The 11,564-nt window shown below is 65.4% G+C and carries 10 protein-coding genes; 7 read left to right on the top strand and 3 right to left on the bottom strand.

Annotation, left to right across the window (positions count from 1 at the left end; all coding sequences use genetic code 11):
• The first annotated feature begins 9 nt into the window (after positions 1 to 9).
• Positions 10 to 1,515, top strand: a complete 1,506-nt coding sequence (locus D4765_RS15315; protein ID WP_136643191.1) for a polysaccharide deacetylase family protein — start codon at positions 10 to 12, stop codon at positions 1,513 to 1,515.
• A gap of 5 nt (positions 1,516 to 1,520) precedes the next feature.
• Positions 1,521 to 2,324 (top strand): hypothetical protein, encoded by an 804-nt coding sequence (locus D4765_RS15310; RefSeq protein WP_136643190.1) that lies wholly within the window; start codon positions 1,521 to 1,523, stop codon positions 2,322 to 2,324.
• 25 nt (positions 2,325 to 2,349) lie between these two features.
• Here D4765_RS15310 and D4765_RS15305 read toward each other — a convergent pair whose 3' ends face one another.
• Together D4765_RS15305 and D4765_RS15300 are read right to left on the bottom strand one after the other, a co-directional pair.
• Positions 2,350 to 4,998, bottom strand: coding sequence for an MGH1-like glycoside hydrolase domain-containing protein (locus D4765_RS15305; protein ID WP_201799336.1), 2,649 nt, complete (start codon positions 4,996 to 4,998; stop codon positions 2,350 to 2,352).
• On the bottom strand, positions 4,995 to 5,414 hold the full coding sequence (locus D4765_RS15300) for an acyl-CoA thioesterase (RefSeq protein ID WP_136643189.1): 420 nt from the start codon (positions 5,412 to 5,414) through the stop codon (positions 4,995 to 4,997). Before D4765_RS15300 ends, D4765_RS15305 begins: the two co-directional genes overlap by 4 nt.
• 79 nt (positions 5,415 to 5,493) lie before the next feature.
• Between D4765_RS15300 and D4765_RS15295 the strand changes: the two genes are divergently transcribed.
• The 3 genes from D4765_RS15295 to D4765_RS15285 all read left to right on the top strand — a co-directional run bounded on the left by D4765_RS15295 (position 5,494) and on the right by D4765_RS15285 (position 9,179).
• Positions 5,494 to 6,672 (top strand): acyl-CoA dehydrogenase family protein, encoded by a 1,179-nt coding sequence (locus D4765_RS15295; RefSeq protein WP_136643188.1) that lies wholly within the window; start codon positions 5,494 to 5,496, stop codon positions 6,670 to 6,672.
• A 63-nt stretch (positions 6,673 to 6,735) separates the two neighbouring features.
• Complete coding sequence (locus D4765_RS15290; RefSeq protein ID WP_136643187.1) at positions 6,736 to 7,959, top strand: acetyl-CoA C-acetyltransferase; 1,224 nt, start codon at positions 6,736 to 6,738, stop codon at positions 7,957 to 7,959.
• Positions 7,959 to 9,179, top strand: a complete 1,221-nt coding sequence (locus D4765_RS15285) for a zinc-binding dehydrogenase (protein WP_136643186.1) — start codon at positions 7,959 to 7,961, stop codon at positions 9,177 to 9,179. Before D4765_RS15290 ends, D4765_RS15285 begins: the two co-directional genes overlap by 1 nt.
• 46 nt (positions 9,180 to 9,225) lie before the next feature.
• Here D4765_RS15285 and D4765_RS15280 read toward each other — a convergent pair whose 3' ends face one another.
• Positions 9,226 to 9,864: a TetR/AcrR family transcriptional regulator gene (locus D4765_RS15280; protein WP_136643185.1), complete on the bottom strand. Its 639-nt coding sequence runs from the start codon at positions 9,862 to 9,864 to the stop codon at positions 9,226 to 9,228.
• A 96-nt stretch (positions 9,865 to 9,960) separates the two neighbouring features.
• Here D4765_RS15280 and D4765_RS15275 point away from each other — a divergent pair, with 96 nt between their 5' ends.
• The gene (locus D4765_RS15275; protein ID WP_136643184.1) at positions 9,961 to 10,680 is read left to right on the top strand and encodes an SDR family oxidoreductase; all 720 of its coding nucleotides are present in this window, start codon (positions 9,961 to 9,963) and stop codon (positions 10,678 to 10,680) included.
• Between the two features lie 115 nt (positions 10,681 to 10,795).
• A partial coding sequence (locus D4765_RS15270) for a DUF222 domain-containing protein (RefSeq protein ID WP_136643183.1) occupies positions 10,796 to 11,564 on the top strand: 769 nt, incomplete at its 3' end.

Raw genomic sequence — 11,564 nt, 5'->3', positions numbered from 1 at the left:
GAAAAGACTATGAAATCACCAACCGATCGCACCCTTGGCCCCGTCTCCTCGGCGGGCACAAGGCGGCGGCATACAACGTTCGCGGCTATCACGACCGTTGTCGTGGTCAGTGTCGGGGCGATGATCTTCGGGCTCGGCGGTGCGACAGCGGCGGCGTCGCCGGTGACGAGCGCAGTGGCCAAACCTCTGACGGTCGTCTCGCTCACCTTCGACGACGGCAACGTCGATCAGAAGGCGGCAGCCTCGACGCTCGCCCAGTACAAGCTCGCAGGCACCTTCTTCATCAACTCGGGCTTCATTGGCGGAACCAACTACTTCACGGTGGCCGATCTCTCGGCGCTGAAGGCAGCCGGCAACGAAATCGGCGGCCACACGGTGAGTCACCCTGATCTGACCACCCTGAGCGCGGCTGAGGCCAAACGGCAGATCTGCAGCGACCGCATCAACCTGACGAACTGGGGCTTCGCGGTCTCAGACTTCGCGTATCCGTTCGCGAGCAGCAACTCAGCAACCGAAGCGATTGTGAGTTCGTGCGGGTACAACAGTGCCCGTGGCCTCGGCGATCTGGCATCACGGTTCGGATGCACGGGCTGTGATGCAGCTGAGACCATTCCTCCCGCAGACAAGCTGCTGACCAAGGCTGTCGATGAGGTCGACAGCACGTGGACCCTGCAAGACTTTCAGAACTCTGTGACCGCAGCGGAGAAAGCCGGTGGGTGGGTGCAGTTCACATTCCATCACGTCTGCACGAATGTCTGCGATCCCTTGTCTGTCGCACCCACCCTGTTCGCTCAGTTCGCGGCCTGGCTCGCACCGCGGGCAGCGTCTCAGAACACTCTGGTCAAGACGGTCGCGCAGGTCATTGGGGGAGCCGTGAAGCCCGTGGTGAGCGCTGCCTCAGTGCCGCCGGCCGCAGCAGGTGTGAACGCCATTTCGAACCCCAGCCTCGAGACGCTCAACACGACGACTGCCCTGCCGAGCTGCTGGATGATCGGGGGGTACGGCACCAATACGCCGACTTTCTCGTCTTCGACAGCGGCTCACACCGGTGCTACCGCAGAAGCTGTGACCATCACGAATTATGCCTCGGGTGACGCGAAGCTCTTGCCGCAATTCGATTTGGGGGCGTGTGCACCCACGGTTGTGCCAGCCCACACGTACTCGCTTCGCAGCTGGTACACCTCGAGCGTGGTCACTCAATATGCCGTGTACCTTCGTGACAGCATCGGGGTCTGGCGCTACTGGACCTCGAGCCCGTGGTTTGCCGCCTCGGCGACCTACACTGAGGCCGTCTGGACGACACCTGCCATTCCGGCGGGCATGACCGGCATCAGCTATGGCATGAGTCTCTTCATGAACGGCACCGTGAACACCGACGACTACTCCCTCTACGACAGTGTCGGAGCACCGGCGGCTCTGGCACCGGCAGCGGCGACTCCCGCAGCAGCGCCTGCTGTGAGCGGCACGATCGAATCCCACGCCGGCACGGCACCCACCGGCACCCCGGCGGGTTAGAGCAGATGAACCGGATCGGATGCGCGGTCCTGGCCGCCGTGTTCGGCTCGATCGTGGCCGTGGTCGGCGTCGTCCTAGCGACATCGGCCACGGTTTCGGCGAGCCGACCGACGTCGGCTGGCGAAAGCGGTGGCATTCCGTCGGGTTCGTTGCCGACCGACGGTTATCCCTGGCACACGAACATCGTCGCCACCACGTTCTGGGTCGGCGAGATTTTCGACCCGAACGCGGCAGACGGTTCGCAGGTCTATTCGACCTACGACTCGAACTGGGCTTCGAATTACGGTGGCTGCGATGGCGTGCTGGTCACGGGCGTGTGCAGCACCGAGGTTCGAACAGCATCGAACGGCTACTTCCCCTCGCAGATGACGCCCCGCCAGAATCCGTTCTACCTCGACCTTCCCTATGACGATGTGAACAACCCGGCCGCGTTCGCCCAGCGGGGCTCTGTCATACCCTGGGCGCAGCAAGCAGGCTTCAAAGATCACCTTTCCGACCCCTCGGTGAGCCTTATGAAGAATCGCTGGGTGGAGCTTCGTCGTGGAACACAGACGTGTTTCGGCCAGATCGAAGACGCCGGCCCCGGTCAGTACGATGACGCCGCGTACGTCTTCGGCTCAGCAGATGCTCGCCCGCAGAACACCCGGTACGGGGGCGCGGGAATGGATGTCTCGCCTGCCCTGAACGGGTGCCTCGGCTTTGCCGACCTCAACGGCGACACAGACACCGTGTCGTGGCGCTTCGTCGACGACACATCGGTGACACCAGGCCCGTGGACCACGCTGGTCACGACGACCGGGCTGCAGTGAGGCGGTGCTCGAGCTCAGGCGGGCGCTAGCGGGAGCCCGAGGTGAGAATGAGGTGTGCGACCAGCGCGGTCCAGCCGGTCTGGTGCGAGGCGCCGAGGCCCTGACCCGTGTCGCCGTCGAAGTACTCGTAGAAGAAGATGTTGTGCGCCCAGCGCGGGTCGGTTGAGAGCAGCTCGTACCGGGCATCCGCCGGGCGACGCCCGTCAGCGCCGGGAGTGAAGAGCGAGATGAGCCGGCTCGAGAGTTCGTCGGCCGCCTCGGTGAGTGTCACGAAGTTGCCCGATGCGAGCGGCAACTCGACCCGGGCATCCGGAGCCCCACTCGTGCCGTAGCCGCGGAGAGCCTCGATGAGCAGAACGTTGAGCGGAAACCACACCGGGCCGCGCCAGTTCGAGTTGCCGCCGAACAGGCCAGACGTCGACTCGGCCGGCTCGTAGTCGACGATCGCCTCGACGCCCTCGACCTCGATACTGAACGGGTGGGTGCGGTGATAGGCCGAGATGGCGCGGATGCCGTGCCGCGAGAGCATGCCGTCTTCGTCGAACACCTTGGCGAGAATGCGTTGCAGGCGCTCGGGGGAGACGAGGGCGAGCAGGTAGCTCTGGTCGTCGTCGGAGGTGCGCTCGTGAAACGACTCGCGAACCTCTGGGTGGGCGTTGAGGTACCACGCCACCCGCGCATCGAACTCGGGCAGATCCGCCGAGCCGTCGCCCGCGAAGGCGAGAGAGGCGACCACCGGCACCAGACCGACCAGCGAGCGCACCTTCAGGGGCACATCTCGGCCGTCAGCGAGGTGCAGAACGTCATAGAAGAAGGCGTCATCGTCATCCCACATGCTGGCGGCGTTCGCGCTCGACGCGATCTGCAGAAAGTGCTCGATGAACTTCGTGGCCACGTCTTCGTACGAACGATCGTGCGCGGCCAGTCGAAGCGAGATGTTCAACAGGTCGAGCGCGTACATGGCCATCCACGCGGTGGAGTCGGCCTGCTCGAGGATGCCCACCTCAGGTGGCAGCTTCGAACGGTCGAGCGGGGCGATGTTGTCGAGGCCCATGAAGCCGCCCTGAAACAGATTGTTGTCACCGTGGTCTTTGTTGTTGGTCCACCACGTGAAGTTCATCAGCAGCTTGTGAAAGATGCGGGCGAGGAACGTGTAGTCGGTGCCGCCGTCGAGGAGGAACACGTGCAGCGCCGCCCACGCGTGGGTGGGCGGGTTCACGTCGGAGAAGTTCCACTCGTAGGCCGGCAGTTGGCCACTCGGGTGCATATACCACTCGCGCAGCATCAGAATCAGCTGCTCCTTGGCGAACCCGGGGTCGATGTGGGCGAGAGTGACGCAGTGAAACGCCAGATCCCACGCCGCGAACCACGGGTACTCCCACGGGTCGGGCATCAGAATGACGTCGTGCGCGTCGAGGTGGCGCCAATGGGTGTTGCGCACGTCGGCGCGGCCCGGCGGGGGCGGTGGGTAGGCCGGGTCGCCGTCGAGCCACTTCTGCACATTGAAATGAAAGAACTGTTTCGACCAGAGCAGGCCGGCGAAGGCCTGGCGGAGCACAGCGACCTGGTCGTCGGGGGTGCCGGGAGGTGTGACGGCGGCGTAGAACTCATCGGCCTCGGCGCGGCGGGTGGCGACGGTCTCGTCGAAGTCGGTGGGTCGGGCATCCGCAACCCCGCCCGTCAACCGCACCCTGATCACCCGTGTCTCGCCCGGCTCGAGCGTGACGCGGTAGTGCAGCGCCGCCTTGGTGCCGGTCTGCTCGGGGTTCACGGTGGCCGCTCCCGAGACGATGAAGTCGTTGATGCCGTCTTTGGGGTAGTGCGGCGAGGTGGCGGCGCTCTCACCGTAGAGCTTCGCCGTGTTCGTCTCGTTGTCGCAGAACAGTGGATGCCCGCCCGCATCGCCCCGCAACATCAGCGGCCCGGCAGCACCTCCAGCCCCGACCACCGCATCGCCCTCGGCGTGCAGCTGCGGCTTCTCGCCGGCGTCGGGGTAACCCCAGCCCCAGGTGTTGCGGTACCACAGTGTCGGCAGCACATCGAGGGTTCGGGCATCCGGCCCCGCGTTTTCGACCGTGATCTGCATCAACAGGTCGTGCGGGCCGGCCTTCGCGTAGTCGACCGACACCACCCAGTATCGCGACTCGTCGAAGATACCCGTGTCGACGAGCTCGTACTCAGGGTCGAGCTTGCCGCGCTTGGCATTCGTGGCGACCAGGTCGTCGTACGGAAACGGGCTCTGCGGGTAGTGGTAGCGCCACGAGTTGAACGCGTGGGTGGGCGTCGAGTCGAGATACCACCAGTACTCCTTGACGTCTTCGCCGTGGTTGCCCTCGGGGCCGGCGAGCCCGAACATGCGCTCTTTCAGAATGGGGTCGACGCCGTTGAAGAGCGCCAGCCCGAGGCACCAGTTCTGCTCCAGGTCGCTGAACGCGGCCATGCCGTCTTCGTTCCAACGGTAGGTGCGGCTGCGGGCCTGGTCGTGCGTGAACGACGCCCACGCGTCGCCGTCGGCGCTGTAGTCTTCGCGCACAGAACCCCATGCGCGCTCGGCCACGTACGGGCCCCAGTCGCGCCAGCCCGCGCCCTCGTCGTCGAGGCGGCGCTGCTCGGCGGTCGAGTGTCTCGCGTCGACCGGGTGCTCTTCGTCGACCGGGTGCTCTTCGTCGGTCACTCCGCGCCCACCAACTGTGCTTCGATGGCGGCCCGGATGCCCGCGGGAATCGGTACCGGTCGCTTGGTCTCACTGCCCACGAAGACGTGCACGAACTCTCCGTTCGCGAGCAGCTCACCGTCGCTCTCCCTGAAGATGCCGAGCTTCCACGCCACACTGGTCGACCCCACCCGGCCCGTGCCGAGCTCGACCCGCAGCGTGTCGGGAAACGCGCCAGAGGCCGCGAACTGGCACGACGACGACACGCAGAACGCCATCGTGTCACCCTCGCCGAGCGAATAACCCGCTTCGGTGATCAGCCAGTGGGTGATGGTCGTATCCATCGCCTCGTAGTAGATCGTGTTGTTCAGGTGCCCGTAGACGTCGTTGTCGTTCCACCGGGTCTCGAACTGCCGTCTGTAGCCGTACTCCGTCATGCGTCGCACTCTACCGATCAATTCTGCAGATCGATGATGCATAGTGGAGTGACAGCACGATCACGCAACGGAGATGATCATGGCGACGCCCTTTCTCGACAGCGACTTCTACGGCTTTGCCGGGCGCCTGAGTGCGCGCGAGAGCCAGTCGATCGGCGAGATTCGCGCGTTCTTCGCGTCAGAGGTTCGCCCCCTCGTGAACGACTACTGGGCCCGCGCCGAATTTCCGCACCAGCTCATCCCGGGGCTCGCTGGCCTCGGCCTGTTCGGCCCCGAATGGCCAGAGACCCGGCAGTTCGAATCCAGCGCGGTCTACCAGGGCTTCTGTACCCTCGAAATGGCGCGCGTAGACGCCTCGCTCTGCGGTTTCGTCGCCGTGCAGAGCGGGCTCGCCATGGGCTCCATCGGCGTCGGTGGCAGCGAGCAGCAACGGACGCACTGGCTGCCCCGCCTGGCAACCGGTGAGGTCATCGGGGCATTCGGCCTCACCGAGCCACTCTCGGGCTCCGACACCGCGCGCGGCCTTCGCACCACGGCTGAGCGGCGGGGTGAGCACTGGGTGCTGAACGGTGCCAAACGCTGGATCGGCAACGCCACCTTCGCCGACATCGTGGTGATCTGGGCGCGCGACACTGCGGATGGGCAGGTGAAGGGGTTCATCGTCGACACGTGCACGCCGGGCTTCACCGCCACGAAGATTGAGAACAAACTCAGCTTCAGGCTCATTCAGAACGCAGACATCACCCTCGACGAGGTGGTGGTCAGGGAGGAGAACCGGTTGCCGGGCATCCGGTCATTCGCAGACGTCGCCGTGGTTCTTCGGCTCACTCGCGCCGGAGTGGGGTGGCTCGCGGTGGGCAACTCGATCGGTGCGTACGAGGCTGCTGTGGCCTACGCGCGCGCGAGCGAGCAGTTCGGGCGGCCGATCGGCAGTCGCCAGCTCGTGCAAGACCTGCTCGCGCGGTGCCTTGGCAATATCACGGCGAGCATCGCGCTGTGCGTGCAGGCGTCGGCGCTGCTCGATGCGGGGCTGCAACGCGACGAGCATTCGGCGCTGACGAAGTCATTCGTGTCGAGTCGGGCCCGCGAAACGGTGGCGTGGGCGCGGGAGGTGATGGGCGGCAACGGAATCGTGCTCGGGTATGGGGCGGCCAAACCCTTTGCCGATGCCGAGGCCATCTACTCGTTCGAGGGCACGCGCGAGATGAACACACTGATCGTCGGGCGGGCCATCACAGGGCAGGCCGCGTTCGTGTAGACCTGCGCGTCATCGCTTCAGACCGACCTCACCCTTCATATCACCCACCGACAGGAGCATCTCATGCCCGAAGCCCTCATCGTCTCCGCTGCGCGAACCCCCATCGGTCGCGCCTTCAAAGGGTCGCTCGCGGGGCGACGGCCCGACGACCTCGTCGCAGAGATCGTGCGAGTCGCCCTCGCGTCGGTGCCCGCGCTCGACCCTCGACGTATTGACGACCTGATTCTCGGCTGCGGTATGCCGGGCGGGGAACAGGGTATGAACATGGCCCGCATCGTGACGGTTCTCCTCGGACTCGATAGCGTGCCGGCAACCACGGTGACCCGCTATTGCGCCTCGAGCCTGCAGAGCACACGGATGGCATTTCACGCGATCAAGGCCGGCGAGGGCGACATTTTCGTCTCAGCCGGCGTCGAGGCCATCAGCCAGTCGGTGAACGGAACGAGCGACGACATTCCCGGGCACGACGTGCTCAACCCGCTCTTCGCCGAGGCCGCCGAACGCACTGCTCGGCTCGCAGAGGGAGGCTCAGCCTGGGTCGACCCGCGCTCGCTCGGAGCCCTCGCCGATGCCTACATCGCAATGGGCCAGACCGCCGAGAACGTCGCCCAGCTGAAAGGCATCAGCCGGCAGGAGCAAGACGAGTTCGCAGCGCTCAGCCAGAACCGGGCACAGGCGGCCATCGCCAGCGGCTTCTGGGCGCGTGAGATCACCCCGACCGCGGCGGCCGACGGGCGGCTCATCACGGCCGATGATGGCCCGCGCCCCGGCGTGACCACAGCGTCGCTCGAGGGCCTGAAGCCCGTCTTCCGCCCCGACGGCACCGTGACGGCCGGCAACTGCTGCCCCCTCAACGACGGCGCGGCGGCCCTTGTCATCGTCAGTGACACCGTTGCGCGCGAACTCGGCCTGACCCCGCTGGCCCGCATCGTCTCGACCGGAGTGACGGCCCTCTCGCCCGAGATCATGGGTCTCGGCCCGGTCGAGGCGAGCCGTCAGGCGCTGCGCCGGGCCGGCCTGACCATCGACGACATCGATCTCGTCGAGATCAATGAGGCGTTCGCCGCGCAGGTCATTCCCTCTGCGCGAGATCTTGGCATCGACTTCGACCGTCTCAACGTTCACGGCGGTGCAATCGCGGTCGGGCATCCCTTCGGCATGACCGGAGCGCGCATCACAGGAACCCTGCTCAACGGCCTCACCACTCTCGATAAACAGTTCGGACTCGAGACCATGTGTGTCGGCGGCGGGCAGGGTATGGCCATGGTCATCGAGAGGATGAACTGATGAAGATCAGAGGAGCAGTTCTCGAGCGGGTCGGCGCCCCTTCGCCTTTTGCCTCGTCGCGGCCGATCACGATCGGCGAACTCACGCTCGACCCGCCTGGTCTGAACGAGCTACTTGTGCGCATCGAGGTGGCTGGGGTGTGCCACTCCGACCTGTCGGTCGTTGATGGCAATCGTGTGCGTCCGACGCCGATGCTGCTCGGGCACGAGGCCGCGGGCATCGTGGAGGCGATGGGGCCGCAGGTGGGCGGTGACGCGGCTGCGGGTGGCGCCGCAGAAAGCATTGGTGTTGCGGGCGCGGGTGATGCGGGCAATGGCCGCGCGGGTGATTCGAACGGGGCTGGTGGAGCCGGGCATCCGGAGCCCATCGCCATCGGAGACCGCGTCGTCATGACGTTTCTTCCGCGGTGTGGGCACTGCGCCGGCTGCGCCACGGGCGGGCGGCTGCCCTGCGAAATAGGTACGGCTGCCAACAACGCCGGCACGCTGCTCGGCGGCGAGACACGCCTGCACCGCGGCGGCGCCCCTGTCTCGCACCACCTCGGGGTGTCGGCGTTCGCCACCTACGCCGTCGTCAACCGGGCGTCGGTCGTGAGGGTCGAGCCCGATGTTCCCGCCGAGGTCGCCGCCCTGCTCGGCTGCGCCGTGCTCACGGGTGGGGGAGCCGTGGTCAATTCGGCTCGCCCCGAGCCCGGCGACACCATCATGGTCGTGGGGCTCGGCGGCGTGGGAATGGCGGCGGTGCTGGTCGCGCTCTCGCTCGGGCACCATGTGATCGGCGTCGACGGCGTGGCGCAGAAGCTCGAGAACGCGCGCTCGTGTGGTGTGACCGAGACGTACACGCCCGAGGAGCTTGTTGCGTCGGGCGTGCGGGCTCCGATCGTGATCGAGGCCGCGGGCAACGCGCGGGCCTTCGAGACCGCGGTTCGAGCTACCGCGCCGGGCGGTCGCACGGTCACCGTGGGGCTGCCGGCACCGGATGCCCGGGCATCCATTTCGCCCCTCATACTGACCGCCGAGGCGCGCACCATCATCGGCAGCTACCTCGGTTCTGCCGTGCCGTCGCGCGACATTCCGAGGTTCGCCGACCTGTGGCGCCAGGGCAGACTGCCCGTCGAGAAGTTGATCTCGGCGCGCGTGCAGCTCGACGACCTCAATGAGGCGATGGATGCTCTGGCCGAGGGTCGCGCCCTGAGACAGTTGATCGTGTTTCCGGTCTGATACCGGCGCCCGTTCGTCGGCGGGCGGGCGGGCTGTACCGCGGTTCTCAGCGCGGTGAGTGCCCGAGTGCGGCAAGAATGACGTCGTCGATCACCGAGACGAAGAAGTCACGCTCAACGGGCTCGCGGCTGAAACTCAAACGGTGCGCGCTCATCGCGGGCAGAACATCGGCCAAGACGGGCACGCGTGCGGCCAGCTCGCGCGGTATTTCCCCGCTGTCGATCGCCCGATCAAACAGACGGCGGTAGATCTCTATGTAGGGCTCCGTGATCTCTGCTCTCACCACGTCAGCCAACTCCTCCGAACTCCGAGCGGCCGAGATGAGAGTTCTGAGGATCGAGATGCGTCGCGTTGCTCCGCCGAGCCACGGCGAGTCGACCACGGCGAGCAGATCCAACCGCAGACTTCCGCGGTCGGGTAGATGGTCGATCTCAGGTGGGTGCCCCGCAGACCGAATTGCGGCTATGACAAGGTCGTCTTTCGTGGCCCATCGGCGGTAGAGCGTGGTCTTGGCTTTGCCGGTGCGGGCTGCAACTTCGTCCATCGTGACACGCTCGTAGGCGCGCTCGGCGAGGAGGTCGACAGTGGTCGACAGGATCAGCGCGTCGCTCGAGCGATCATGTGGGCGGCCCAGAGGTAGCCCATCGATCTTCGTCGGCGCGGGCAGTCCAGCAGAAGTGTTCACGTGACAACGATATCGCGGTACACGGCATTACGCTACTTAGGAGTAGCGTAATGTTTATCGGGAGCCGCCCACGCGGCCGAGAGTGAGGAGAAGATTATGAAAGTTGATGGTTCGGTGGTCATTGTTACCGGTGCATCCTCCGGTATCGGAGCCGCAACGGCTCGCGCAGCCTCGGCAGCTGGAGCACGAGTGGTGTTGGCCGCGCGTCGTGTCGACCGCATTCGTGATCTTGCTGGCGAGCTCGGCGGAGCCATCGCGGTGCAGTGCGATGTCACCAACCAGGCCCAGGTGACCGCACTGGCCCAGGCCGCGCTCGATGCTTTCGGGCGCATCGACGTGTTGGTCAACAACGCCGGTCAGGGCCTTCAGTCAGAGGTGGAGCAGATCTCGCTCGATGACTTTCGGGGAATTCTCGAGCTGAACCTCGTCGCCCCACTCGCCATGATGCAGGCCGTGCTGCCGAGCATGCGCCAGCAAGGGGTGGGCAGTATCGTCAACGTCAGTTCAGGGACGACTTTTGCAGATGCTCCGGGAACGGGCGGATACGTCGCCTCGAAGATCGCGCTCGAGCGACTGTCTGCCATCGCGCGGGCTGAACTTGAGGGAACCGGGGTGACCGTCTCGACGATGATCCCCTTCGCCACGGACACCGAGTTTCTGAACTCGATTCGGGCCGGTCGTGCCGCAGCGGAGGCGATGACTGCCGGGGCAGTCTTCGATACGCCCGAGCAGGTTGCGGATGCGATTCTGAGTCTGGTTTCGAGCGGGGCTCCTCAGATGGACCTCGTTCCCGCGAGCTACGACGGTAGTCGGTAGTTTCTCGGCTGCAGTTGGAAATGTTTTCAAAAGTTTTTTGAGATTCTTTTCTGTGGGGGTCGTTTTGGGCCCTATTTGTTGAGTGAATGTCAGTGGTTGGTGGTTGACTTGGGTCATGAACGAATCGCCCACCACTTCGCCTGCTGCTGACGCGGCGAGCTTCGGCGAGCTGGTTGGTCTACTTTCGGGGTGGTGTGGGGCTGCCGCGCCCTTCGGGCTTGCCGATGAAGCATTGTTGTCGCGGATCGCAGATGCGGAGAAGCTGGGCCGTCTGGTGGATGGGTTGCGTGTGCGGTTGGCTGGGGAGGTGGCTGAGAGGTCCCGTGCGGAGTTGGGGGATGGGTCTCTGTCTCGGGCACAGAATTTCACGACGGTACCGAAGTTGGTGGCGGCGGTGACGGGTGGTGCGGGGCATACCGCGAACAGCTGGCTGAAGCTCGGCAAGAGTGTCAGGTCGGGGGTGTCGATCAATGGGGTGGTGATCCCGTCGAACTTCCCGCACGTCGAGCAGGGCCTCATCGATGGCAGTTTGGGTGTGGATGCGGCGGCGCAGATCGTCCGTAACCTGACCGAGGTCGCAGCCCAGTTGGGGTTCACTGAGGAGATCCGTGACGCTGAGAAAGCGTTGGTCGATGCGGCGAAGAACATCTCGGGTGGGTTCCGGTACTCAGCGGACGATATCGGTTTGCTGGCGTCGCGGGTGCGGGCGCATCTTGACCCTGACGGTCTGGAACCCACTGACCGGGTGTTGCAGTCCAAACGGTATGTGAGGTTCACGGCTCAGGGTGATGGGATGACCAAAATGATCGCCCTCCTCCCACCCCTGCAAGCAGGCAGTTTGCGGGCGTTGTTGGAAGCGTTGCAGTCCCCGAGGGTGCGCCCCC

Source organism: Subtercola vilae, assembly GCF_004923255.1.
GTDB lineage: Bacteria > Actinomycetota > Actinomycetes > Actinomycetales > Microbacteriaceae > Subtercola > Subtercola vilae.
The sequence above is the reverse complement of the archived record's forward strand: the minus strand, read 5'-3'. Positions and strand labels throughout refer to the sequence as shown.

Bases quoted from the DNA above. Each gene is read 5' to 3' on its own strand.
- D4765_RS15315 (WP_136643191.1), top strand. From the start codon at position 10: ATGAAATCACCAACCGATCGCACCCTTGGCCCCGTCTCCTCGGCGGGC.
- D4765_RS15310 (WP_136643190.1), top strand. From the start codon at position 1,521: ATGAACCGGATCGGATGCGCGGTCCTGGCCGCCGTGTTCGGCTCGATC.
- D4765_RS15300 (WP_136643189.1), bottom strand. From the start codon at position 5,414: ATGACGGAGTACGGCTACAGACGGCAGTTCGAGACCCGGTGGAACGAC.
- D4765_RS15290 (WP_136643187.1), top strand. From the start codon at position 6,736: ATGCCCGAAGCCCTCATCGTCTCCGCTGCGCGAACCCCCATCGGTCGC.
- D4765_RS15275 (WP_136643184.1), top strand. From the start codon at position 9,961: ATGAAAGTTGATGGTTCGGTGGTCATTGTTACCGGTGCATCCTCCGGT.
- D4765_RS15285 (WP_136643186.1), top strand. From the start codon at position 7,959: ATGAAGATCAGAGGAGCAGTTCTCGAGCGGGTCGGCGCCCCTTCGCCT.
- D4765_RS15295 (WP_136643188.1), top strand. From the start codon at position 5,494: ATGGCGACGCCCTTTCTCGACAGCGACTTCTACGGCTTTGCCGGGCGC.